22 protein-coding genes are annotated in these 24,766 nt (G+C 37.4%); 6 read left to right on the top strand and 16 right to left on the bottom strand.

Annotated features, from left to right (window positions below):
* Nucleotides 1-8: 8 nt before the first annotated feature.
* From A5889_RS11040 to A5889_RS10985, 12 genes are all read right to left on the bottom strand, one after another.
* Nucleotides 9-845: a carbohydrate ABC transporter permease gene (locus tag A5889_RS11040; RefSeq protein WP_087641946.1), complete on the bottom strand. Its 837-nt coding sequence runs from the start codon at nucleotides 843-845 to the stop codon at nucleotides 9-11.
* On the bottom strand, nucleotides 842-1,747 hold the full coding sequence (locus tag A5889_RS11035) for a carbohydrate ABC transporter permease (RefSeq protein WP_087641945.1): 906 nt from the start codon (nucleotides 1,745-1,747) through the stop codon (nucleotides 842-844). Before A5889_RS11035 ends, A5889_RS11040 begins: the two co-directional genes overlap by 4 nt.
* Before the next feature lie 147 nt (nucleotides 1,748-1,894).
* The gene (locus A5889_RS11030) at nucleotides 1,895-3,166 is read right to left on the bottom strand and encodes an extracellular solute-binding protein (protein ID WP_087641944.1); all 1,272 of its coding nucleotides are present in this window, start codon (nucleotides 3,164-3,166) and stop codon (nucleotides 1,895-1,897) included.
* A complete protein-coding gene (locus A5889_RS11025; protein WP_087642072.1) occupies nucleotides 3,167-5,479 on the bottom strand; it encodes a glycoside hydrolase family 65 protein in 2,313 nt (770 codons plus the stop codon).
* 24 nt (nucleotides 5,480-5,503) lie between these two features.
* A complete protein-coding gene (gene pgmB, locus A5889_RS11020; RefSeq protein ID WP_087641943.1) occupies nucleotides 5,504-6,166 on the bottom strand; it encodes a beta-phosphoglucomutase in 663 nt (220 codons plus the stop codon).
* A 53-nt stretch (nucleotides 6,167-6,219) separates the two neighbouring features.
* The gene (locus A5889_RS11015) at nucleotides 6,220-6,468 is read right to left on the bottom strand and encodes a hypothetical protein (RefSeq protein WP_087641942.1); all 249 of its coding nucleotides are present in this window, start codon (nucleotides 6,466-6,468) and stop codon (nucleotides 6,220-6,222) included.
* Nucleotides 6,461-6,847, bottom strand: a complete 387-nt coding sequence (locus A5889_RS11010; RefSeq protein ID WP_176372889.1) for an RDD family protein — start codon at nucleotides 6,845-6,847, stop codon at nucleotides 6,461-6,463. The genes A5889_RS11015 and A5889_RS11010 overlap by 8 nt, the downstream gene beginning before the upstream one ends.
* Nucleotides 6,848-6,917: 70 nt before the next feature.
* Nucleotides 6,918-7,910, bottom strand: coding sequence for a LacI family DNA-binding transcriptional regulator (locus A5889_RS11005; protein ID WP_087641940.1), 993 nt, complete (start codon nucleotides 7,908-7,910; stop codon nucleotides 6,918-6,920).
* A gap of 663 nt (nucleotides 7,911-8,573) precedes the next feature.
* A complete protein-coding gene (locus A5889_RS11000) occupies nucleotides 8,574-10,082 on the bottom strand; it encodes a DUF1846 domain-containing protein (protein ID WP_087641939.1) in 1,509 nt (502 codons plus the stop codon).
* A gap of 206 nt (nucleotides 10,083-10,288) precedes the next feature.
* The gene (locus A5889_RS10995; protein WP_087641938.1) at nucleotides 10,289-10,918 is read right to left on the bottom strand and encodes a helix-turn-helix domain-containing protein; all 630 of its coding nucleotides are present in this window, start codon (nucleotides 10,916-10,918) and stop codon (nucleotides 10,289-10,291) included.
* A 258-nt stretch (nucleotides 10,919-11,176) separates the two neighbouring features.
* A complete protein-coding gene (locus A5889_RS10990) occupies nucleotides 11,177-12,445 on the bottom strand; it encodes a RidA family protein (RefSeq protein WP_087641937.1) in 1,269 nt (422 codons plus the stop codon).
* Between the two features lie 188 nt (nucleotides 12,446-12,633).
* Nucleotides 12,634-12,930 (bottom strand): helix-turn-helix domain-containing protein, encoded by a 297-nt coding sequence (locus tag A5889_RS10985; protein ID WP_087641936.1) that lies wholly within the window; start codon nucleotides 12,928-12,930, stop codon nucleotides 12,634-12,636.
* A 696-nt stretch (nucleotides 12,931-13,626) separates the two neighbouring features.
* Here A5889_RS10985 and licT point away from each other — a divergent pair.
* The 4 genes from licT to A5889_RS10965 all read left to right on the top strand — a co-directional run bounded on the left by licT (nucleotide 13,627) and on the right by A5889_RS10965 (nucleotide 19,202).
* Entirely contained in the window at nucleotides 13,627-14,478 is an 852-nt protein-coding gene (gene licT, locus A5889_RS10980; RefSeq protein WP_087641934.1) for a BglG family transcription antiterminator LicT, read from the top strand.
* Between the two features lie 135 nt (nucleotides 14,479-14,613).
* Entirely contained in the window at nucleotides 14,614-16,512 is a 1,899-nt protein-coding gene (locus tag A5889_RS10975) for a beta-glucoside-specific PTS transporter subunit IIABC (RefSeq protein ID WP_087641933.1), read from the top strand.
* Between the two features lie 99 nt (nucleotides 16,513-16,611).
* Nucleotides 16,612-18,039, top strand: coding sequence for a glycoside hydrolase family 1 protein (locus tag A5889_RS10970; protein WP_087641932.1), 1,428 nt, complete (start codon nucleotides 16,612-16,614; stop codon nucleotides 18,037-18,039).
* A 170-nt stretch (nucleotides 18,040-18,209) separates the two neighbouring features.
* Nucleotides 18,210-19,202 (top strand): linear amide C-N hydrolase, encoded by a 993-nt coding sequence (locus A5889_RS10965; RefSeq protein WP_087641931.1) that lies wholly within the window; start codon nucleotides 18,210-18,212, stop codon nucleotides 19,200-19,202.
* Between the two features lie 300 nt (nucleotides 19,203-19,502).
* Here the strand turns inward: A5889_RS10965 and A5889_RS10960 are convergent, their stop codons facing one another.
* Nucleotides 19,503-20,291 (bottom strand): LysR family transcriptional regulator, encoded by a 789-nt coding sequence (locus tag A5889_RS10960; protein WP_176372888.1) that lies wholly within the window; start codon nucleotides 20,289-20,291, stop codon nucleotides 19,503-19,505.
* Nucleotides 20,292-20,408: 117 nt separating this feature from the next.
* On the opposite strand from A5889_RS10960, the gene A5889_RS10955 reads away from it, so the two are divergent.
* Nucleotides 20,409-20,924: a DUF4865 family protein gene (locus tag A5889_RS10955; RefSeq protein WP_087641929.1), complete on the top strand. Its 516-nt coding sequence runs from the start codon at nucleotides 20,409-20,411 to the stop codon at nucleotides 20,922-20,924.
* An 85-nt stretch (nucleotides 20,925-21,009) separates the two neighbouring features.
* Here the strand turns inward: A5889_RS10955 and A5889_RS10950 are convergent, their stop codons facing one another.
* The 3 genes from A5889_RS10950 to A5889_RS10940 form a co-directional block, all read right to left on the bottom strand.
* Nucleotides 21,010-21,579, bottom strand: coding sequence for a YdeI/OmpD-associated family protein (locus A5889_RS10950; protein ID WP_087641928.1), 570 nt, complete (start codon nucleotides 21,577-21,579; stop codon nucleotides 21,010-21,012).
* Between the two features lie 20 nt (nucleotides 21,580-21,599).
* Nucleotides 21,600-22,520 carry a helix-turn-helix transcriptional regulator gene (locus A5889_RS10945; RefSeq protein WP_087641927.1) on the bottom strand — a complete coding sequence of 307 codons (921 nt, stop codon included), beginning with the start codon at nucleotides 22,518-22,520 and terminating at the stop codon, nucleotides 21,600-21,602.
* A gap of 79 nt (nucleotides 22,521-22,599) precedes the next feature.
* Entirely contained in the window at nucleotides 22,600-23,097 is a 498-nt protein-coding gene (locus tag A5889_RS10940; RefSeq protein WP_087641926.1) for a DUF1456 family protein, read from the bottom strand.
* 258 nt (nucleotides 23,098-23,355) lie between these two features.
* On the opposite strand from A5889_RS10940, the gene A5889_RS10935 reads away from it, so the two are divergent.
* Entirely contained in the window at nucleotides 23,356-24,327 is a 972-nt protein-coding gene (locus A5889_RS10935; RefSeq protein ID WP_207114601.1) for a hypothetical protein, read from the top strand.
* Nucleotides 24,328-24,766 lie beyond the last annotated feature (439 nt).

The raw sequence follows: 24,766 nt of genomic DNA, 5'->3' as shown, positions 1-24,766 counted from the left end.
AACTTCTCCTATTTTTCTCCATCCATTCGAACGCCCTGCAGGAAGTATTTATTAAAAATAATATACAAGATAATGATCGGAACAATGGAAATAATACTTGCCGGCATGATTTGATCCCAACGCTGTCCTGCATTTTGTGATTTGAACGTTTGCAGCCCTAAAGTCAGCGTATATTTAGATGGTGTTGTCATGTATAGCATCGGCTTTAAAAACTCATTCCAAAAACTCATGAATACAAACACAGCTTGTGTGGAAATGCTAGGTTTAGCCAACGGCATCACGATCCTAAAAAAGGTGCCCGTCCGAGATAGTCCATCAATGGTTGCCGCTTCTTCCACATCTTTAGGAAAGCTCAAAAAGAATTGCCGCATCATAAAAATATTCCCGATATTGATCGCCGCAGGTAAAATCAATGCAGCAAAAGTATCCTTCATTCCTAAACTAGAAATAATCAAATAATTAGGAATCAGCAATACTTGAGCCGGTACCATCAACATAGCCAACATCCCCCAATAGATCCGTTCTCGACCTGGGAAATTGATCCGTGCTAATGCATAGCCCGCCATCGTATTTAAAAACAAATTGATCGCTGTTCCGATGATCGAAACGATCAGTGAGTTCATGAACCAGCGAGGAAAATTATCGCTTCGCCCTAAAATATACTCATAATTAGCCAGTGTGAAGTTCCCGCCGAAAATGCTCATCCCGCCTGAAACGATTTCCTTCAATGGTTTGAAACTTGCGGCGACTGCCCAGACAAATGGATAAAAAGTGATGATTGCATACGTGATCATGATCACATAAAGTAACATCTTCAATATTTTTTGATTCTTTGTCTTTCTCATTCGTTTCCTCCATTCAGTTTTTCAGCAATCCGACTAACGATGAATATGATGATCGATAAAACCACAGCTAACGCTGCTGCAAAGCCCATCGTAGGCATTTGACCAAAGGCATTTTGATAAATCAACAGACTAAGTGTCAGTGTAGAGTTATTCGGACCGCCACTACCATTACTGAAAATATAGGCTTGATCAAACATCTGAAATGTTCCAATGATCCCTGTCAATAATACATAAGTCGTGATAGGACGTAAATACGGAATAGTGATATAGCGTAGCTTGTCAAAAGCATTCGCTCCATCGATTTCTGCTGCTTCGTAGAGCGAGTATGGAAGATCCACTAATGAAGCTAAATAGATCGTCATAAAATAAGGCACTGTTGACCAGATATTCATTGCCATGATCACTTTCAAAGCATATGCAGGCTCTTGTAAGAAGTTTATCGGTGATTGATAGAGACCTAAATTCATCAAAAAATGATTGATCGGTCCGTTGATATTGAAAAGAAACATAAAGATGATCGTCAATGCACTTGAACTGGTCAAAGTAGGTAGAAAATATACCATTCGAAATACTTTTTTTCCTTTAATATCACGACTGGCCAGAATATAAGCCATCACAAGCGCCACAATGGTCTGAGTCGGTACAACAAATAGCGCAAAAATCGCCGTATTTTTCAAGGCAATGATACTTCGCGGGTCTTTAAAAATATTTTTATAGTTTTCAAAATTATTCCACGTGTATTGGCCAGTAAATAAATCGACTTTATTAAACGATAAATAGACCGCAAAAACAATCGAAATGACAAAAAACACCATTAATACTAAAATAGCTGGTGTAATAAAAGCGTACCCTTGCAGCATCTCATTGATTTCTCTTTTAGACTTTTTTACTCTTTTCGGCATGTTATCCTCCTTTGGGCCACTCGTTTGATCCCCTCATTCATCGTGGGGATCATCGTAGCTGTAAGACCTAACTGAATAAACGGCGGGAGCAGAAGTAGCTCCTTCTTACTTTTCAGAGTAAAATACTTCTGTCCCAACCTCATTCAATTATTCCGCTTTTTCTATATCATCGATCGCTTGTTTGTCCGCCTTTTTCATTGCATCTTCTAAACTTGTTTTACCAGAAGCCACTTCAGGCCAGTAGTTCTGATAGGCTTTATTGATTGTTGCAAGACTTGTTCCTTTTTGCCAAACGGTTGAGTAGTCGACCGCATTTAAATGTATTTTTAGATCTTCATTTTTACTGATTTCAGCTGTAGTCGCTACATCTTCCCGTGTCGGCAGCGTTCCTGTTCCATTGACCCATTTGGTCATCGCTTCTTTGCCGGTAGCAAACTTGATCCACTCATCTGCTAAAGCTGAACTTTTTGTCCCTGCATATTTTCCCCAACCAACAGTAAACATCATACTTCCTTCTTTGTCTTTATATGTCGGCATTGGCGAAACTGAAAATGGAATGTCACTAAATTCCTCTTTCAAGGTTTGATACACCCAGTTTCCTTCATCCATCATCGCGATTTTTCCAGTTCCGAAAGCTTCTCCATTCCAGCCTGCACCTAATTCTTGAGGTGTTGCAACCGCTTTGGTATCGATCAATTTTTTCAGGATCGAAAGGTTATCTACGACCTTGGCATTTTCTAAATCTGGTTTACCATCTTCTTTTATGGGTTTTGCTCCATCACGTGCAGCCAAGTGATATGAGCGTGACAGCTCATCTGTGTAACTCATCGCTTTGACTTTTCCTTTTCCATATTTGGCATCTAATTTTTCTTGAAATTCCGGCAGCCATGTCACTAATTCTTCATAGGACTGCGGCACAGACTCAGGGTCAACACCAACTTCTTCAAACATCTTGGTATTCTTGTACAACGCTAAAGTAGAGAAGTCTTTAGGAATAGCGTATAGCTTTCCATCCTCTGTAAAGGCCTTTGTCAAATTAGCATAATAATCATCCGAAGAAAATGCTTTTTCATCTAAAGGAGCAAGCGCACCTTTACTCGCTAAAAATGGGAAGTAAGAGGAATCTACATAAAAAACATCCGGTGCTGTCTTACCGATCAAGTCTGTTTGTATTTGTGTATTGTAGTCTGTATATGTTTTTAACTCGATCGTTGCACCTGTTTCTTTTTCAAAATCAGCTACGATAGATTTTAATGTCTTTTCTTCCGACTCATTTCCACCCCAAACACCTACTTTTAAGGTTTTCCCTTTAAAGTCTGTCTCATCTGCGCCGTTATCTGACTTATTTCCACAAGCGACCATCGTAATCGATGCTAAGGCTAACACTCCGACTGTTAAAGCTTTTTTCCAATTTTTCATTTAAACTTCCTCCAATGTAATTAGCAGCTTATTTTTTAATGAGTATGTTTCTCCATTCGAAACAAACATCACATTGTTTCCGTTATCCTCTTTAGTCAATTCCACACTTTCTTTTGTCACAACCACATCGATCGATTCTCCATGATAATCAAATCCATAAGTCAATCGTTTCCATGCTTTTGGCAAATGCGGCTCGATCCGTAACTGACCGTCGATCATACGTACGCCCCCATAACCAAATACGATCATTTGCCAAATTCCACCAAGGCTAGCTGCATGAATACCATCATCAGAGGATTTCATGTATTCCCCCATATCGATATTTCTGGCTTTTTTAAAGAATTCATAGGATTCATCAAGTTTTCCAAGATCTGCCGAAAGAATGGCATGGGTCGATAAGCTCAAGGAACTATCATGCGTGGTTCTTGGTTCATAATATTCAAAGTTTTTCAATTTCATTTCATGTGGAAACAATCCTTCAAATAGATATAAAAGCAATAGCACATCCGCTTGTTTGGTGATCTGCATTTGATTCACTTGTTCCAAGTTGTAATCATGGAATAGCCCATCTACGCTATCAGCAGATTTATATTTTGTCAGATCGATCGTCTTTTTCTCTAAATATGAATCGTCTTGTGGGATGATTCCTTCTTCTGTAGGCTGCGGTAAGAATATTTTATCGACTTTTTCCGCCAAAGAGTCCAATACAGCATCCAGTCCTAATTTTTCATTCAAATGATTGAATAGCTCAGGTTGTGAGCGCTTAAGTTCTTTCGCTAGCGCCAAGGCATATGTGACATTCCAATGTGCAGTATAATTCGTATAAGCATTATTGTTTATATGCTCTTTGTATTCATCTGGTCCGATGACATCTTTGATTTCATAATAATCGTTTTCTGCATTATATTCTAGGCGGCTTCCCCAAAATTTTGCTGTGTCAAATAAAATTTCATACGCTTTTTGCTCAGCAAATTCTTTATCCCCAGTTACATCGATATATTGTTTTACACCAAACGCTACATCACTGGTGATATGCTGTTCAATGAAGCCCGACCAGATTTTTGTTGATTGTCCGGTGACGATATCTGCCGCTCCCCAAACAGGTGTTACTTCTCCATCTGAAGGGTTCGCTGCTTCCCAAGGATACTGAGCACCTTCATACCCATTCGATGTTGCTTTTTTGTGCGCACCATCTAGTCCTAGATAACGATATGTCACTAAGCTTTTGGCGATATCCGGATGAGTAAAATTGAAGTACGGCAACATAAACACCTCTGTATCCCAGAACGTATGCCCTTTATATCCTTCTCCACTCAACCCTTTTGCGCCAATATTCATACGTTCATCATGCGCCGGTGTCATGATGTGTAGGTGATATTTTGCAAAATGGATAGCTAGTTGATCTTCAAAATTCTCTGTGTCGATCTCTATTGGATGCTTTTGCCACATCTCGTTCCATTTTTCAGCCGATTCTTGTAATAACTCATCGAAAGAAATATCCTCAAGCGCTTCCATTTCAGTAATGGCTCTTTGCCGGATTGCAGTGACCTCACGATCGGAATGGTCATTATCGATCGATGTATAGATACTCATTCTTTTTTCGATCGCTGCTGTTCCTTTGGCGGGAAGATCAAAGAAGTAATTCATAAAAATTTGTCGGCGTCCCATCTCGATACGCTCTCTAACATTTTCTGCTTTGATTCTATGTCCCGCTGTAAAAACAAAATCGATTTGGCTTTCGTTTGTTTGAGGCATCATCTGGATATATTTTCCATCAACTAATCCTTTTTCTCCTTCATAAAAATGCTGGCTACCATTGTTCGTTACTTGCCCATCGATACCCGAGCGGATTTGTATATTTACAGCTGCTTCTGTTAAATTTTCTATTGTTACGAAACTCGATAAGTAATGCCGACGTTTTTTAGAAACAAATCTGCGAAATATAAAGTGCAGCTCTATTGTACCAAATGCCCAATCAAACTCGCGAATCAGCTCACCGTTTTTCAAATTCAACCGTTTACTAAAGTGACTAACTATCCCTTTTTCTAATGAAAAATGTTCTCCGTTAATGATGAAATCCATCCACCACAAATCAGGGACATTTGGTAATTCACTCACTTCATTTTCCGCAAACTTATTGAATGTCCCAGCCACAAAAGTATCTCTTTGCTCCGTTGGATAACGTTCCTCGGTTGCACTTCGGCTGCCAAGGTAGCCATTTCCTAATGCCATGATACTTTCTGTCTTCCCTAAATAACGGCTGTCAAAGCCGACCTCTTCGATTTGCCAAAGATTATCTCGAGTATAATTCATTTTCGTCAAATTCTGTCCCTCTTCCTATCGTTTATTCCATACTTTTTTTAAATAATCTAGCGTTAGTTCGCTAGTATCTTTGACCACTGATATATCATTTCCTAATACATCCGACTCTCCTACACCAATTGGCAAGGCGCCTGCAGCTTTTATCGCTTGAATTCCTGCCTGAGCGTCTTCTATGCCGATCGCCTCATCAGCGTTTACTCCTACTCCGGCTGCAGCTGCTAGAAAAATATCTGGCGCTGGTTTTCCCTCAGCAACTTTCGCCGGATCAGCAATCACATCAAAATAGTCCGTCAATGTCATTTTGTCTAAAAGAAGTGGCCCGTTTTTTGATGCTGAAGCCAATGCAATCTTTAGCCCATGCTCTTTTAATTCTTCAAGCAGCTCCAAGATGCCAGGATAAACATCGTTTGAGGAGACGTCTTGAATCATTTCGACATAATTATCGTTTTTCCGTTTTGCTAAATCATCGAATTCTTCTGCAGAAAAGTCATGTTCTCTACCGCCTGATGCTAAGATCCGCTGCAAAGACTCCGTTCTAGAAACGCCTTTCAGCTGCTCATTGAATTCTCTATCGATCGAAATTCCTAATTCATCCCCCAATTTTTTCCAAGCTAAGAAATGATATTCTGCTGTGTCCGTAATGACACCATCTAAATCAAACAAGACTGCTTTAAACATTTTTAAACTCCTTTTCTTTTATCTAAAACGTTTTAGTGAATGTGTAAAAAAAATTATTGATTAAAATATGTGCTATTTCGAAAAATGGTAATTATGCCTCCAAATACATAAATAGCAAGACTCAATATCAATCCCAACTGTAAAAAATATCCTAAAATAACTAAAGGGAAAAGATACACTAGATAGGCGATCAACATTTTTTTAGGATCATAATCATTTCGGTAAAACCAGGCAATAAGATAGGCGCTAATGATCGTGACAATAAATGGTATAAGCAGTGAAAATGTAGCTACATCAGCCATGGACAACCACCTCACTTTTCCCAATGACATCATGTAAGAAGCGTCCGCTTATCAAATAACAGCCAAGACTGAGAAGTCCTGTGACAAATCCCACGAATGGTAAAAAATACAGGATCTTTACAGCCTCACGGATGCTATCATCCATGATACTTCTTCCGACATCCTTCACCTCGATTTTGGCAAAATACTTTCCAATCGTTTGTCCCTGAAAGGAATGGATCGCTAAAACATTATAAATCACAAAAAGTGCAGCACTTAAAATCCCAGGGGTAAAGAAGCCTTTCACCATGACCGCAACCATAAAATAGACGGGTATATAGACCACGATCAAATCGATCAAAGCAGCCAAAATCCTTTGAATAAAAATCAATAACTTCATCATCCACTCTCCTAAAACGTTTTAGGTATATTCGGATTATATTTTGAAACGCTTCCAATGTCAACCCTTTTTAAAAAATTTTGGCACTTTCTCTTTCGATCAGTTCAAACTCTACAAATGAATGCTTTGCTTTGCCTGTTTCAATATGTTCAATCACATTTTCAGCAGCAACTTGTGCGATTTTTAAGATGTCTTGACGAACAGTAGTCAATGTTGGTGTTGTATAAGAGGCTAAGGTAATATCATCAAAGCCTACCAACGCAAACTGATCGATCAGCTTCAACTCTTTCAAGGCTTTCAAGCAGCCAATTGCCATTAAATCACTTGCCGCAAAAATAGTTTGGTAGTCTAGTAATTTGTTTGAATCAAATAAATCAATGACTAGATCAAAAGCTTTTTTTTCACTATAATCAGCATACACAACAGAAGGATTTGCCATCGCTTCTCTGTAGCCTGCTTCACGTTCATGAGAGACAGATGCTTTGGGATCACCGTTCATAAACAAGATATTCTGATATCCTTTTTCAAGAAGAACGTTAGTCATTTCATACGTTGCCAATTTATTATCTACACTAACGATCCCGATCGACTCGTTATCGATATGTAAATCGATCGCCACCACTGGAAGGTCAAAATTTTTGAGCTCTTCATAATAAGGATCTGTCGTCCGTAATCCCTGTATGATCACTCCTGAAATATTATGCTCATTGCAAAACTGTCTTAGCGTTTTTTCCTTTTGCTTCTTCAAATTTGTTGAGTAAAAAACAAACTCATACTCAGTATCGTCAAGATAATCACTGACACCTGAGATGATTTCTAAAGGCATCGCTACTCCTCTTGCAATCACATTGATATCATTCAAAATCAATGCAACAGTTTTTAACTGCTTACTTGATAAACTACGAGCTGCTGAATTGGGAACATACCCTAATTTTTTCGCTGCATCATATACTTTTCTTTTCGTCTCTTCGCTAATATCATCGTAATGATTGAATACGTGAGAGACACTGCTTACCGAGACATTCGCTAATTTTGCAACATCTCGAATCGTTATTTTTTTCAAGATTGCTTTTACTCCTTACTTATTTTTGAATTTAACTTTAACACTTAGAGAGAGTATTCGTCCAATTTTTATCAAGAAAAAGTGGGAAGAAAACAAAAATAGCGTTATTTGCTCCTAGGACTATTTTTCCTGCTATTTCGATACACCAAATTGGCTATGACCAAGATGATTCCTAAAATTTTAACTATTATAATACTGTAAAAAAGTAAAAACAATGGTACAAGTAGAAAAACCATTTGATAGGTCCATTTCACAAATAACATTCCAGCTTTTCTTTCACCTTCATTTTCTGGTGTCGGTTCTTAGCTTTTCCTATCAAAAGGACTTCTAGCCAAAAATAAACCATTTGATTTATCTATCAAAAGTGCTAAAAGAAGTAGAACTAGACTAAATAATAGTAAAAATGATAATAGCTGATCCTTTGAAGAAAAAATAGTAGTCATCTTACCTCCCCTTACTAAATGTGTTTAATTACTCACATTTTAACAAAGCGATTCCTAAATATCAAAGAGTATTGGATCGCATGCACTTGTTTTATACATTGGTAATCTTAGTCAAACGATTAAAGCAAGCAGCTGATTTTCCAGCTACTTGCTTCTTTATCAACTATCTAGTTTAACTCAGGATAACACTTTTAATCGTGCATGTATCATCTACTCCAGCTTAAATATAATACAAATTCTCTGACGGATAAACCGCATCGCTCGTGATATCCAGGCCTAACTCTCGCAGGGTTTGCTCATCTGTTTTACTCAACATTACTGTCGAATGAGCCTGTACGCCGTTCAACTCTGATAATTTATCATAAGCTAATTGTGCTGTTGGGTTAGTCACGGCACTGATTGCTAAGGCAATCAAGATTTCATTCGCTTTTAAAGCAGTAATCTTGCTGTGTAGGTCTTTACGTTTCATTGTTTGGATCGTTTCCAGAATGACAGGCGATAGTAATAAAATTTCATCCGAAATATTCGCTAGCATCTTGATTGAATTTAAAATAGCTGACGAACAGGAATCCATCAAATTGCTTGTTCTTCCGGTAACGATACGACCATCCGCAAGTTCAAAAGCAATGACTGCCGGTGTATCATTACTTTGGGTTTGTTCTCTTAATTGTTCTGAGTACTCTCTAGCAGGAAGGACTGCCTTGCGGTCCTCTTTTTTCAACTCGACTTCTTCCATGATCAATTTGATACGATTGACTGTTTCTTCATCGATCAAGCCTTTTTTAAAATCACATTCTGTGGCAAAGCAGCGACGAATGATCTCTTGTTTAGAGGCTTCTTTCACGACTTCATCATCAATGATACCAAAGCCGACACGATTCACGCCCATATCTGTTGGCGATTGATAGATCGATTCTTCCCCAGTGATTTTCTCAATGATTCGTTTGATCACAGGGAACGTTTCGATATCGCGATTATAGTTGACTGCCACTTGCTGGTATTTATCGAAATGGAAAGAATCGATCATATTGACATCTTTTAAATCGACGGTCGCAGCTTCATAAGCAATATTTAAAGGATGCTTCAACGGGACATTCCAAACAGGGAAGGTTTCAAATTTTGAGTAACCAGCCGTTTTGCCATTACGGCTTTCATGATACAGTTGATTCAGACAAGTGGCTAATTTCCCACTGCCAGGTCCTGGGGCTGTGACGACCACGATTGGTTTAGTTGTCGGAATGTACTCATTTTTCCCAAAACCTTCTTCGCTGACGATTTTTTCAAGATTTGATGGATAATCTTCAATTGCTGAATGTTTATAAACCTTGATGTCTCTTCTTTCCAGCTTGTTGATAAACATTTTTGTGGAAGGTTGTCCACTGTAGCGTGTGATCACAACACTATTGACAGCTAAACCATATTCTTTCAATTCATCGATTTGGCGTAAAATATCCATATCGTATGTGATCCCATAATCCCCACGAATCTTATTCCGCTCGATATCACCTGCATAAACACAAATCAAAATCTCCGCCTGATCTTTTAATTTTTGCAGCAGCTTGATTTTCGCATCCGCATCAAATCCTGGTAACACACGTTTCGCATGCATATCACCAATCAACTTACCACCGAATTCCAAGTATAACTTGTCATAGTGATCGACTCTTTCAAGAATATACTTTGACTGCTCTTCAATATACTTTTGTGGATCAAACCCCAATTTCTTCACGTAAGAACCCTCCGATATTTTTATACTGCCATCTATTATAAACTTATTTACGAATGATTACGATATAAAACATTATTTTTTTAGGAGGAAGCTTTTATCTTAATCAATCTTCTAAGCAGGTAAAAAATACAAAAGCGAGTCTAACGTAAATTACTACCTCCTTTCGTTTCTCTCACACATTTTTATACCCCTTCTTTTAACACGAATCATATCTTTAAAGCCTTGATGATTTTCTCATATAGCTTTTCTACATCCAATAGTCCATACTCTTTTTTAGAAATTCCGATCACAGATATCTTTGGAAATTTCTTTGCTATTTCTTCTTTTGCATATCCAAATGTCGGCGTCAAAAGAATTACATCTGCCTGAGAACCATATTGATCAACTTGATTTGAATTATACGTCTCGATTACGATCGCCTTTCCTTTTTGTTTCATAAGCATATTTAGTTTTCTATTCAATGCTTGTGTCTGTATCAATCCTTTATCTGCAATGAAACTAAATACCATATCAAAAATAATGACTGTTTTAACATCTACGTTCACTGCTAATTTACTTTCTGACGTTTTCTGCACTGTTTTCCCCATCTGCTTACTTCCTTTCATTTTAGAAAAAATAGAATCAAGGAAATGTTTGTTTTTATTTCCGATGATCTCGTCAACAGAAACATGAAAAAATTGGCTCAAATGAATAAGTATTTGAATATCTGGATTACTTTCCCCTCTCTCCCATTTAGATACCGCTTGAGGAGTGACATTCAAAATCTTAGCTAAATCTTTTTGTGTCATTTTTTTTGCTTGTCTCAATTCTCTAATTTTCTTTCCTATCACTAACATCACTATACCCCCTTGTCTATTTATTTTTCAATGAATGATTTGTTGAGTAAGACATTTTTTGACTCAACGAATGGTTGAATCCCTTTGTATACAAAGCACATACTAAATTGAAGTTGCTTCACTAGCTCTTTTATATGTTCACTTTGACAATCAGTTTTTATTATAAATAGTATAAACCCGTGAGCTTACTGCATAAAAGCCTTCACGGGTTTATCTATATAAATCATCGTCACTATAATGATCATCTTACTCTAAAGTTCAAACGATCGGCGGTGTTCCTTCCGCATTTCCAGCAATAGCATCGATCTGAATCAAGGCACCTTTTGGCAACTCAGTTACACCGATCACTTTTCTTGCTGGAGTACCTTCTGGGAAGAAAGTTTTATACACTTCATCTACGGCATTCATATATTCTAAATCTTTAACGAAAATATTCACTTTGACCATGTCTCCCAGTGTATGATCTACGCTTTCAATAATTGCTTTGATGTTCTCTAAGCATTGTTTCGTTTGTTCTTTTATTCCACCTACCACAAGAGCATTTGTTTGCGGGTCGATCGGCAACTGTGCAGACAAATGATTGTAATGTGAAAATGCAACGGTTTGTGTTGAAAATGGACATTTCGGTGCTTTCTCTGTATTATTCGCTTCTATGATAAGTCCATGTCGATCTTCAATCGCTTGAGGCGGTGTCCCATCACCATGTGAAACAACAGCTTCGATTTGAACTTCGGCTCCCATTGGTAAATCAGCTGCTGCAATCACTGTTCGTGCAGGAAGATAAGCTACGGAGCGCGCAATAGCCGAATCTGGGAAAAAGGTAGCATAAACTTTATTTACAGCTTCCATTTTCGATAAATCTTTCAAGTAAATATTGATTTTAACGATGTCATCAAATGGAACATCGATGCTTTCCAGGATAGCTTTGATATTTTTCAAGCATTGACCTGTTTGTTTTTTCACACAACCAGCAACGACTCTCCCAGTTTTCGGATCGATCGGCAGTTGAGCGGATAGATTATTATAATGAGAAAATGAAACTGTTTGACTTGCTAACGGATCGACCGGTGCATTGGCTGTCTCATTTGTAAGCTTAATTAAATCACCGGCTTGCGGTGCATTCGGGATCGTTCCTTCTCCATTTGAAACTAGTGCTTCGATTTGTACCAATGCGTTTTGTGGTAAGTCGGCAATTGCAACGACTGTTTTTGACGGATGATAGCTTTTAAAAAATGAGGCATAGACTTCATCTACTGCATCACAGTCTTGTATGTTTTTGACAAAAATAGTGACCCTGACGATATCACTCATTCTATGATCGATACTCTCAACGATCGTCTGGATATTTTTAAAACACTGCTCAGCTTGTTTGCTGATTCCGCCAGCTACTAGCTTACCGGATTCGGGATCGATTGGTAACTGCGCAGATAGATTGTTGTAGTGAGAAAAAGCAACTGACTGTGCTGCAAGGGCATTTTGCGGTGCATTCTCTGTATTTCTTGCTAGTACTACATTTTCATTGCTCATTGTTTCATTCCTCTTTTCTTTTAGATACATTTAAATGAAAATAGTCTGTCTCCAAATATTATTGTTAACGCTTTCAAAATAAGCATTAACAATAAATCAGAGCTTGATCACTTTCATTTTCCTGCTTTTATAAAATCATGACAAATTGATAAAAATCATATCACTCATTTTAGTCTACAATAATAGCGCTAACATTTCAATAAGGGATTCCTAAATTTATTTTTCTTTGTGTAGAAAAGATATGCATTTGTCTTTATCGTCCCAACTATTTTCTCAAATTTACTTCCCGTTTTTATAACTAATTGATCCAGCGTAACGTTAAGTTTTTGACTAAGCTGAACGAGGTACTCGATACTTGGCGTACTTTTATCCAACTCCCATTTAGAAATCGTTTGTCTTGATACGTGTAATTGCTCCGCTAACTCTGCTTGAGTCATATGCTTTATTTTTCGATAGGCTTGAATGTTGGCTTCAATAGTTATCATCTCGTCCCCTCCTGTTCTAACCATAGTGTTTTTTGATCCATAAGAAAAGAAGAGCTCTTATTTTCTTGTCACCTTTTCGTTGCTAAAAGCGATTTTTGAAAAGAGGCTGAGACAAAAGTGTTTAGCTCCGAGAACCAAGTAGGTACTGTGCAACACTGTTTATCTGCGACGAGTCTTTGACGAGAAAGCATCAACTCATTCTTCGTTGTGTTTTACAGCAATAAGAAAGAATTCATGAAAATTGCTTTTCAAATTTTTGTGAATATCGGCTTATTTCCGAAGCCTTCAACTCTTAGTGCTTTAGCACTTAGAATTTTGCTAGCTTCACTTTGTTCTTTGAACAATAGTGAAACTGTATGCGTTAGCTGATGTGATCGAAGCGTAGCGTAATAGATGCTTTTTTCTCGCTGTTTAGTCGGGTTTAGAGAGCGAAACAAAACTGATTTTTAGTTTTGTCCCGCTCTCCTGATATTCCTCCAGCTTTTTAGACAAAATAAAGCTGTTCATGTTCAGAATGTATGAAACTTATTTTCTTCTAATCATTTCCTTAAACAAACCATTGACAGCGCTTTCTCTATATTGTATATTTGCATTGTAAGTAGGATAGTGATTATTAAGTTAAGCTAAACCTAAACAATGCCTGAAAAGGGCTTGTTTAGGTTTTTTCTATTTCATAGGAGTAAGGGGGATACTGCTTTGGAAATTCTAAAAATTCTGAATAATAATGTTGTCATCGTCACAAACGAAGAACATGAAGAAGTTATTTTGATGGGTAATGGACTGGGTTTTCAGATGAAGGCCGGTGCACAAGTAAATGAAGAAAAAGTTGAAAAAGTATTCAAATTAGAAAATCAAGTGGAACCAGAGCAGATCGAAAAAGTTTTCTCTGAAATTCCAGAAGAAATCATCAGTATCTCCTACGAAATTGTTTCCTATGCGACTCGAACATTAGATAAAAAACTAAATGAGATTGCTTTTATCGCTATTGCTGATCATCTTCATTCCGCAATCCAACGTGAAAAAAATAATATTCAGGTAAAAAATTTCTTGTTATGGGACATTAAACGCTTTTTCCCGAACGAGCTAAAAATCGCCCGAAAAGCGATCCAGATCGTCAATCAAAAACTAGCAGTCAACTTGACTGATGATGAAGCTGGCTTTTTAGCACTTCATATCACCAATGCCGGCATCGACAACAGTCATGAAGATGCAGTCAGTTTAACACAGTTGATCGAAGAAATTTTAACAGTGATCAAATACACACTAAAAATCAACTTTGTTGAAAATGATATTTACTTCCAACGATTTATCACCCATCTCAAATTTTTCTCTGAGCGGGTCTTAAAAAATAATGCATTGGAAAAAGAAGAAAATCAAGTCGAAAATGAGCTGTTTCTACTCGTGACTAACCAATATCCTGAAGCTTTTGAGGTAACAAAAAAAGTCGCAGAACTTCTTAAAACAAGACGCAATTATACTATTTCAAAAGATGAACAAGTTTACATTACGATTCACCTTGCGCGAATTATTGAAAAAACCAGAGATTAAGAGATATTTCTCTTAAGATAAATACTTTAAAGAAAAGGAGCATCGGAAATCCCCCGTCTTTGGAAAGGACATGGATCGTGACATTCAGTTGGCGAGACCTCTAAATTAAACAAAAAAACATTTGGAGGAAAGAAAATGGGCAAATATGAAGAATTAGCAAAAAACATTGTAAAAGAAGTTGGTGGAAAAGAAAACGTCAATTCACTAACAAACTGTATCACACGTCTACGCTTCAAATTAAAAGATGAAAGTAAAGCAAACACCGAAGTTCTAAAAAATATGGATGGTGTCGTAACGGTCATGCAGGCTGGCGGACAATATCAAGTCGTTATCGGGAATCATGTACCTGATGTACGTAAAGATGTTGATGCAGTCTTGGGCATTTTAGAACCTGTTGCAGATGAAGGACCTAAAGGCAATTTATTTGATCGATTCGTCGATATGATTTCTGGTATTTTTCAACCTATTCTTGCGCCTTTATCCGCTGCCGGTATGCTAAAAGGGGTCAATGCGATCCTTGCCTTTGCTTTAGGCTCTAGTTTCTCTGGAAGCTCGACATATGCTGTATTCAACGCGATGGGCGATGGGTTATTCTTATTCCTACCGATCTTTATTGGCTACACAGCAATGAAAAAATTTGGCGGCTCACCATTCTTAGGAATGATGATCGCATCCAGTTTGGTTTATACAGGATTTATTGACGGTTCCGCAACTGCAACGTTTGCAGAAGCGGGCGGACTGAATTTCTTTGGGATCCCGTTTTCGATCCCCGCTGCAGGATACGGCTCAACAGTAATGCCGATCATCGCTGCCACAGCGTTCAGTGCTTTTCTTGAAAAACAATTGCGGAAAATCATTCCGGATGTTGTTAAATTATTCTTGGTACCGTTTTTCACTGCATTGATCGCGATTCCTTTGACTTTCTTAGTGATCGGTCCAGTTATGAATGTCGTAGCAGATGGCTTAGGAAATGGGTTATTAGCTGTTCAAGATTTCAACCCAATCATTTTCGGCGCGATCGTCGGGTTTACTTGGCAGATTTTGGTTATGTTCGGTATGCACTGGGCATTGATTCCGTTTGTGATCATTTCATTATCTCAAGGAACACCAACTTCACTATTGACAGGATCAGGAAGTGTATCCTTTGCGCAAACAGGTGCAGTGCTTGCTGTTATGTTGAAAACGAAAAACCTACGACTGAAAGAACTATCTATCCCAGCCTTCATTTCAGGAATCTTCGGTGTAACTGAGCCTGCGATCTACGGGATCACTTTACCGAAAAAGAAACCTTTCTGGGCATCTTGTATCGTTGGTGGTGTGATCGGAGCGATCGCAATGGGCTTAGGAATTGAAGCGTATCAAATGGGTGGTCTTGGTATCTTTAGATATACTGGTACGATCGCACCTGATGGAAATATGAAATATGCGATCTACAGCATGATCTTAGATGCTGTTGCGTTGGCAGCTGGTTTTGGCTTAGCTTGGATCTTAGGATTCAAAGACGACGAACCAACTGTTCAATTATCAAAAGAAGAAGCAAAATTAGCTGCAACTGGTCAAAAAAAGAAATTAGGTAAAGATGAAGTATTTTCACCACTTGAAGGAAAAGTATTGCCATTAAGCGAAGCAAGAGATGCTGCCTTTTCTGAAGGTATCATGGGTAAAGGAGTAGTTATCGAACCTGCCCGCGGTGAAATCGTTGCCCCATTTGATGGAACGATCATGACTCTATTCCCAACAAAACATGCCATTGGTTTGATATCCGATAATGGAACTGAGGTTTTGATCCATATTGGGATCGACACGGTTCAGCTTGAAGGCGAAGGCTTTGAATCTTTCGTAGAACAAAATGCAACTGTTAAAAAAGGAGACAAATTAGTCACATTTGATATTGAAGCAATCGAAGCTGCTGGTTACAGCACACAGGTACCGATCATCATAACCAACACACCTGATTACGCAGATGTGATCCCGACTTCCGAAACAGCTGTGAAACAAGGAGATATTCTCATTACAGCAGTCATTTCGAACTAGCAGTGCTTTAAATGAAATTGCGGGAAATGAATAAACTCATCCTCCCGCAATTTTTCTTTTCAACTAAAATACATTTAACCAACGAAGGAGCAGACATTCATGACATTTCCAAAAAATTTTCTATGGGGCGGCGCAACGGCTGCTAATCAATGTGAAGGAGCCTGGAATGTAGATGGAAAAGGTGACTCCATCAACGACCACAATCGGGCTGGAAGCAGAACCGCAGGAACCCGCAGAACGTTTGATCTGACGATCGATACAGAAAAATATTATTATCCGAGTCATACTGGGATCGATTTTTATCACCATTATAAAGAAGACATTGCTTTATTCGCTGAAATGGGCTTCAAAGTATACCGTTTATCGATTGCCTGGACACGGATTTTCCCGAATGGTGATGAGGAAACACCCAATGAAGCTGGATTACAGTTTTATGATGATGTTTTCGATGAACTTGCAAAATATGGCATTGAGCCGCTGGTAACGATTTCCCACTTTGAGCTGCCGTTTCATTTGGGTAAAGAATATGATGGCTTTTTAGATAAACGCACGATCGGTTTTTATGAACGCTATGCAACGACTTTGTTCAATCGCTATAAAGACAAAGTGAAATATTGGCTGACCTTCAATGAAATCAATTTTGGTACAATGGAACATGGGTTACGGATCAGCGGTCTATTCAATCGGGAATATACAGAAACAGAACAGTATCAAGCGCTGCATAATGTCTTTCTAGCATCTGCTAAAGCAGTAAGCGCTGGACATAAAATCAATCCAGACTTTAAAATCGGCTGTATGCTGGCTTACATCACTATGTATCCCAAAACCTGCCGCCCTGAAGATGTACTGAAAACACAACAAATCAATGACAAATTCAATTATTTCTGTGGTGATGTGCAAGTAAAAGGAAAATATCCTTACTTTATGAAACGCTACTTTGAAAAAAACAATATCCAAGTAGAGATCACTGAAGAAGATCAGCAGATCCTTCAAGCTGGAACTGTCGATTACTATACATTTAGTTACTACATGACAACTTGTATCGCTGACGACTTAGATCAGCGTGATGACAAATCCGGCGGGAATCTTTTCGGAGGTGTCTCAAACGAATATTTACCAAGCAGCGACTGGGGTTGGCAGATCGATCCCATCGGATTACGCTATACACTAAATCAAATTTATTCTCGCTATGAGATTCCTTTGATGGTAGTGGAAAATGGTCTTGGCGCTTTCGATGAAGTAGAAGCAGATGGTTCGATCAATGATGATTATCGAATCGATTATTTTAAACAGCATATCATCGAAATGGATAAAGCAATTGAAGATGGTGTAGACTTGATCGGCTATACGCCGTGGGGCTGTATCGATTTGATCAGTGCGGGAACTGGTGAAATGAGCAAGCGTTATGGATTTATTTACGTTGATCGTGACGATGAAGGAAACGGCACTTTAGCGAGAAGTCGTAAAAACTCTTTCTATTGGTACAAACAAGTAATTGAATCAAACGGCGAAAACCTTTCTAATTAATGAAAAAATTGAATAACTAAAAAAAACTGTAAAATCATTTAGCTTTTCTAATAGATTTTACAGTTTTTAGTTTAATAAATGCTTAATACTATAGTCTTTTGTTTGTCTCTGTCATAAAAGTACGTTAAAATTTTAAAAAGAGAACATTTATAAAAGAGGGAGAGATTTCCATGTGTACAAGTATCACGATGACGACTGATGAGCAAGATGTTTTATTGGCTCGAACAATGGATTTTGGCGTAGTTTTAGAAGCAGAGCCAACATTTATTCCTAGAAAAAAGTTTGTTTTTAATAATGATGACAGTGATAATCATAAAAATGACTATGCCTTCGTAGGAATGGCGCGACAAGAAAATGACGCCTTCATCTTCGCGGATGGCTTAAATGAAAAAGGCTTGTCTTGTGCAACTCTTTATTTTTCAGGTTATGCCGACTATAATGATCAAGCACATGATAAAACATATCCCTTAGCCCCACATGATGTTGTTCCATTTTTACTCTCTTCTTGCGCAACAGTTCGAGAAGCTGCAGAAGTGATGGAAAATGCCCAAATTGAAAACATTCCATTAGACTTTCTTGAGACTGTTTTACCTCTTCATTGGGTCGTTACTGATGCCTCAGGTCAAAGCATCGTGATCGAATATATTGATGAAATCCTGCAAATCCATGATAATACAGTCGGTGTGATGACCAACAGCCCGGACTATCTATGGCATGTGACAAATCTTAGAAACTATATCGGTCTTTCAACGACTCAAAAAACAGAATTTCAATTGCAAAATATCATCATGAGACCTTTCGGTGAAGGTGCTGGTTCTTTCGGCCTTCCAGGTGATTTTACATCACCCTCACGTTTTATTCGGGCAGCCTTTCTGAAATCTTGTTTACAAGAGGTCGAATCAGAAGTAGACGCAGTAACTGCTGCATTCCATGTTCTTTCCAACGTGAGTGTTCCAAAAGGGCTCGTACAAACAACAGATTCTTATGATTATACCCAATATACATCGATCATGATGAATAGTTCATTGAAATATTACTATAAAACATACAATAACCAACGTATTCGCTGTATTGATCTAACCGCTGAAGACTTCGATGCGCCAAACGGAAAAATCTGGTCAAGTTCAGATACTGAAGATATTTTATATCGCAATAAAAAATAAACGCAGGACAAAAAGTGATTGGGATAACACTCTGCGAGTCAAATCCGGACACCTGTACTCCGGATAAACGATGAGAGCAGAAGCAATCCCACTACGTTGCACTCCGATCTCATCAAATGCTAAGGGCTAAAGCCCTAAGCTTTGAAGGTCGGAAATAAGAAAGAATCCACAAAAATTTGCAAAACAATTTTCGTGGATTCTTTCTTATTGCTGTAAAACACAACGAAGAATGAGTTGATGTTGCACAGTACCTTCTTGGTTCTCGGGATTAAACACTTCTGTCTCAACCTTTTTTTCTGTCTATAAAAGTTTAAACCCTTTATTTAACGGCATTTCTTGCGTAGTATAAACGTAAATTATGCCTTGTTTCTGCACTTGATTCGGTAATACCTGGAGCTTTTCATTCGAATCCACTAGTTTTTTCGGTAAAATCGCAGATGCATTATTCGTTTCAAGCATCGTTACCATAATATCCAAGGTATCGATTTCAATAACAGATGCTTCTATTTGGTTCTGTTTTTTCAGGATCTCCAAGGTCGCGTTTCTATATGGGCAATCTTTTTCTCTGCTAATAAGAATTTTATTTTCAAGCAGTTCCGTATTATTCCTCTTCGCTTGCGTCCATACTAACTTTTCTTTGATTCTCTGAACTTCCTTTAGTTTCTGATCGTTTATCTTTTTATTTACGAGTATGAAATCGATCATACCTGCTTTTAATTTTTGAACTAAATCAGCCGTTGGTTTCGTAAAAATCGAGAGGCTCTCATCAAAAATATAGCCCTGTAAATAATTCTGAGTGATCGCCTGTGTGCCGCCGACTCGTACCTGTCTTTTATCCAAGCAAAAGGCTTCTTCCATTTCTGAAACCGTTGCTAAAATTCGTGTCGTATAGTCCAGAAATCGTTCACCATCTTCAGTCAACGCCATCCCACGATTTGTCCTATGAAACAATTTTCTCCCAAGCTGATTCTCCAAGCGAACCATTCTTTTGCTCACTGTTGATTGCACATAATTCAGCTTTTCTGCTGCTTTGATCGTTGATTTTAATTGCGCAACTTCGTTAAAGATTTTAAGGTCATTTGTCTCCATGATATCCCCCATCCATATGTCTATTCCAATATGGAATAACCACGATGCTATTTTACCATTATACACTTAGGGTTTCCCTTTGTATAATGAACTCACACAGAAAGGACGTGCAGATCTATGAATGCTATGCAATATAAAATCACCTTACCAAACGATTATGATATGAGAATCATCAGACAAAGAATCACCGATAATGGTCACAAAACAGATCACTTTCCTGGCTTATTATTTAAAGCCTACCTGATCATCGATACACCAACCAAAAAGGAATACGCTCCTTTTTATATTTGGAATGACGCTAAAGGAATGAATCAGTTCATTTTTGAAGGATTCTACGATAATATTTTAGCTTCATTTGGCTGGCAGCACATCGCTGTTGCTGTTCCACTTCATATCGAACGATCAGCAATGTTTGCTCAAGCCGCGTATGTACTTGAAATTGAGCATCCGATTCAACCAGCAGAACACATGACAGCGCCAGATTTTTCTCTCGAAGCTGAGGATTGCTTAGGAAAAGTTCTGGTGTATAACCCAGATAAATGGAGGTATGTTGAATTTTATTTCTTTGCACAGGCTCCAGAAGACTTCACAGATAGCGGGACAGTTTATGAACTGCTTCATCTATCGGAGTAACATGTCCATAGAAAAAGCAGTTCTTCTATTCGACAATTAGACGCTTTTTTGCATACCTGTTGAATGGCAGTTTAAATCAAACACTTTATTCCAACAAACGGCCCTCATCATGCCAGGCACCATACATCTTGTTCGCTCGAGTATTTTCGATCAATTTAGTTAAACGCTTCTCGAATATTTCCGGCTGTACTTCTTTGTACCCTTGAAGAGTGTCGACCCGAATACGGCGATACAATTCAGGGAAAGCCAAAAAATTCTGATAGACGACCGCTTCTTCTTTTAAACGCATTTCAACTTCTTCATCGATTTTAAACGAAGCAGGATCCATGTCCGGCAAAACTTTTCGTCCTTGTTCCGTCATCTGGCCCAAACGTTCCAGACGGCGGACTCTTTCTTTATTTAATTCGGTCCACGAACTTTTAGGTCCTCTAGGTGACAAACGCTGAGCTGTTTGAGTCTCAGATGCTTTCTTTTTGATCCCATCGATCCAGCCGAAGCATAATGCTTCCTCTACCGCATCTAAATACTGGATTTTATTGGGTTCAGGTTTGACACTTACGATCACCCAGCAATATTTTTGAGTAGTGCTGTTTTCTTGCAGCCACGCCCTTAATTCTTGTCTCGTTGTCACTGGTAATAGATTATCGATCTCCATTGGTATCACTTCCTCCTAACTCAATCATCGTAAGTTTGCGCCAACTTAGCGATTTCCTGTTGATGTAGTAATCGTAATTCTTCGGGTGCAATCACCTTCACACCATGACCAAACATCAATAAAAATGGCAGAATCGTTTTTTGTTGATTGGCATATATGCTCACTTCTATATGTGTATCTACTATTTGGATTTCAGCTTCTGTATAATAATCATATAACTTTCCTAGATCTTCTTTTGGAAACTGTAATCGAATAGCGCTGCCTGGATGTTCTTTTTGCTTTGCTCTTGAAGAATCAACTAAAGTAAATAGCTCTTTTTGAAGAACTAACTGTCGAATTCGAGTGATTTTAAAATACCTGAACGCCCCTCGTTTTTCACAAAAAGAATAGACATACCAGCTGCCATTATTCAATATCACTTCATAAGGATGGATAAGCCGCTTCGTGTGTTCTCCTTTATTGTCTATATAATCGACCAATAACTTCTGTTTGTTTTTCAGAGCCAAATTGATTTGATTGATTTTTTGTTTCGTCTCAAGCTCGATTTCCGGGCGGTGCATAGTTGGAGATTCAAAGGAAAAATGCGGTATTACTTTATCCGTATTTGCTGTTTTTTGAACGAGTTCGATTTTTTCTTTGATCGTCGTTTGCTGATCAAAAATCCCAAATAGACCTTCTTTGACATCCAAGGCTTCTAAGATCGCTTGCTTTTCTTCACCGCTGTAGGTATATGTCCGCAGCTTAAATGACTCCATCAATGAAAAACCGCCGTTGCGGCCTGAATGAGAAATAATAGGAAAACCAGCTAGCTCGATCGTTTCAATATCTCTGAAAATCGTTCGCTTTGTTACGCTAAAACGCTCTGCCAGTTGAGCCGTTGAAATACGTTCATTTTCTAACAGCAATACGATGATCGCTAAGATTCGTTCGATCTTTTTCATAGTGTCCTCCTCACATTAACTATTGTAGAAAAAAAGATAAAACCAGCTGTTGATGACCAGTTCTATCCTTAATACCTTATTATAAATCACGATACTTGATCGCCAAACCTTTTAGGAAATTTCTAGCATAACGGTCTTTACATTCTTTATAGTTTCGGTGCCCTTCTTTTCTGAGGATCGCACTCAATTCACTATCAGAAGCGTAAACTCCAGCCAAACGCAAAACATCCAGCATATCATCACTGGTCAATGCCAAAGCGATTTTGACTTTTTTCAGCATCACATTATTTACATTACGCTGGCTTGTGATCAAAAATGTCGGTTTAGGTGCAACGCCATTTTTAACAGGCGTTGTTCCTCTTTTGTATGTGATCAATCCATTCAAGAAAATTTCCAATGTTCGATCATTACAAACAGCATCCCGCGGCAGGTCATCCGCTTCCTCTTGCTTCGTTAGCAGCACACGTAGTTCCTCTTTTGTAACATCAAGACCGCCTAATTTAAAAATCTTGATCATATCTGTATCTTTGATATCTAATGCATAACGCAGTCGAATCAGTATATCATTATTATTCATGCTTTCCCTCCAGAAACTGTTTCTTCGTCTCTTTAGTATAAAGGTTTCTTTTGGAGAATGCATTAATTTGTTTTATCTTAAAAAAATTCCTATTATTTCACCTACCCTTGTTAAACAGCTTCTATTTCTAGTCGCCTGTTCTAGTGACTGTAAAAACAATTAGAAAATAGATGGCGGACAATGCTACAAGAATAATCACTGAATAAAGTTCCAGAATTATAAATTCTCCCATATGACACTGAACGGCCGAAAGAATTTTTGTCTGTACAACTTCCTGATTCTTCACTAAAAGCTATTTTTGGAAGCTCATTTATCTCTATGTCTTCTATACAAAAAAGACGATTCCAGTATATTTTCGCAATAACTGACAATCGACTTCGTAAGGGAAAACATATAAGCGATTTGAATTCCGATGCGCGAGAACTATTTGACATTCTAAAGGATTTTAATGACCTATCATTATGTATTAAGTATTTTCAATATGATTATCCAATTAGTGATGACACCTTTGATTTAGAACGTCTTTTTTTTAACTTCTTTAGCAGAGCTTTTACCCAGTTCGATCCAGCATATACGCGTGAAACCCGATTTCCAATTTTGAAAATTATGCATACAATTAATAACAACATTTTTTTAGATATATCATCTAAACTTAGTCGAATTTATTTAGATAAGTTCCATTTTGTAGATTCAAAAGATGATTTATTTTATTTTTCTGCATTTCTATTGTTATTTAGAAATCAGTTCTCCATCGAAAATTTAGTGATCACAAAAATCAATCGAGGCTATTCATCCAATTACATCTTTCAAAATAACAAAAAATACCATTTTTCTAAAGAAATAATTTCTAAAGAACTTAATAAACATTCTCACACTTTAGAAAAACTACAAATTTCGAATTTAGACATTTTAGAAGAAGAACTTTCATTGATTTTTTATTCTATTTATAAGAAAAATTCTATTGAAAAGTTCACTATATTTATAGAGTATTCTCGGAATATTTTGGGAGATTCTTTTAATGAAAATTTTATTCAAACTATTTTTAATCCAGAATTGTTTCAGCTAGTAGATAGTGTCTCTAAAGCAAAAATTATTATAACTGATTCTATTGGCCCAAGATTAGATAACAAAAAGTATTTTTTTCTCGAAGATATTTATGACATACACTCTTTAAAAAGACTGACTTCTTTTCTTCTTGACGAATATCTTAAAACTAATTTCGATATCTAACTAAAATGAAAAATTCTTGTATTACAGTACATAGCAGTATAAAATTGATATGTATATAAAATAAACTAGTCAAAAAGGAAAAATTATGGACAAAAAAATGATATTTAGATTGTCAATTAATAGTGTTTGCTTATTATTATTAGCTTTTCTACTTTGGAAAGGCTTTTCTGTGTTACTAGTATCCATTATCTTAACTAGTATTATTATTACAAATAGCATTTCTATTATTAAATCGTTATTTCCCTCTGAATAGATCTACTGATAGTTTTTTTGTCAAACTAATAATACATCTTATGCTATTTTTCAATATTTGTACCAATTTTAAGTTTCTCTATTTAATTAGAATAGAACTATTTAGTGTAAATGCATAAGTTATTTCAAAAATATATTAAATTTATAAAATAAAAATAAATTATAAAAATATACTAATTCACAAAAT

The organism is Enterococcus sp. 9D6_DIV0238, assembly GCF_002174455.2.
In the GTDB taxonomy this organism is placed as follows: Bacteria; Bacillota; Bacilli; order Lactobacillales; family Enterococcaceae; genus Enterococcus_L; species Enterococcus_L dunnyi.
The sequence above is the reverse complement of the archived record's forward strand: the minus strand, read 5'-3'. Positions and strand labels throughout refer to the sequence as shown.

What these genes read in the sequence shown, in the direction of transcription:
- A5889_RS10975 (WP_087641933.1), top strand. Translation starts at nt 14,614, where the DNA reads ATGGGCAAATATGAAGAATTAGCAAAAAACATTGTAAAAGAAGTTGGT.
- A5889_RS10945 (WP_087641927.1), bottom strand. Translation starts at nt 22,520, where the DNA reads ATGAAAAAGATCGAACGAATCTTAGCGATCATCGTATTGCTGTTAGAA.
- A5889_RS10990 (WP_087641937.1), bottom strand. Translation starts at nt 12,445, where the DNA reads ATGAGCAATGAAAATGTAGTACTAGCAAGAAATACAGAGAATGCACCG.
- A5889_RS10970 (WP_087641932.1), top strand. Translation starts at nt 16,612, where the DNA reads ATGACATTTCCAAAAAATTTTCTATGGGGCGGCGCAACGGCTGCTAAT.
- A5889_RS10955 (WP_087641929.1), top strand. Translation starts at nt 20,409, where the DNA reads ATGAATGCTATGCAATATAAAATCACCTTACCAAACGATTATGATATG.
- A5889_RS10960 (WP_176372888.1), bottom strand. Translation starts at nt 20,291, where the DNA reads ATGGAGACAAATGACCTTAAAATCTTTAACGAAGTTGCGCAATTAAAA.
- A5889_RS11040 (WP_087641946.1), bottom strand. Translation starts at nt 845, where the DNA reads ATGAGAAAGACAAAGAATCAAAAAATATTGAAGATGTTACTTTATGTG.
- A5889_RS10995 (WP_087641938.1), bottom strand. Translation starts at nt 10,918, where the DNA reads ATGTTAGTGATAGGAAAGAAAATTAGAGAATTGAGACAAGCAAAAAAA.
- pgmB (WP_087641943.1), bottom strand. Translation starts at nt 6,166, where the DNA reads ATGTTTAAAGCAGTCTTGTTTGATTTAGATGGTGTCATTACGGACACA.
- A5889_RS11010 (WP_176372889.1), bottom strand. Translation starts at nt 6,847, where the DNA reads ATGAAGTTATTGATTTTTATTCAAAGGATTTTGGCTGCTTTGATCGAT.
- A5889_RS11025 (WP_087642072.1), bottom strand. Translation starts at nt 5,479, where the DNA reads ATGAATTATACTCGAGATAATCTTTGGCAAATCGAAGAGGTCGGCTTT.
- A5889_RS10950 (WP_087641928.1), bottom strand. Translation starts at nt 21,579, where the DNA reads ATGGAGATCGATAATCTATTACCAGTGACAACGAGACAAGAATTAAGG.
- A5889_RS11015 (WP_087641942.1), bottom strand. Translation starts at nt 6,468, where the DNA reads ATGGCTGATGTAGCTACATTTTCACTGCTTATACCATTTATTGTCACG.
- A5889_RS10985 (WP_087641936.1), bottom strand. Translation starts at nt 12,930, where the DNA reads ATGATAACTATTGAAGCCAACATTCAAGCCTATCGAAAAATAAAGCAT.
- A5889_RS11035 (WP_087641945.1), bottom strand. Translation starts at nt 1,747, where the DNA reads ATGCCGAAAAGAGTAAAAAAGTCTAAAAGAGAAATCAATGAGATGCTG.
- A5889_RS11030 (WP_087641944.1), bottom strand. Translation starts at nt 3,166, where the DNA reads ATGAAAAATTGGAAAAAAGCTTTAACAGTCGGAGTGTTAGCCTTAGCA.
- A5889_RS10965 (WP_087641931.1), top strand. Translation starts at nt 18,210, where the DNA reads ATGTGTACAAGTATCACGATGACGACTGATGAGCAAGATGTTTTATTG.
- A5889_RS10940 (WP_087641926.1), bottom strand. Translation starts at nt 23,097, where the DNA reads ATGAATAATAATGATATACTGATTCGACTGCGTTATGCATTAGATATC.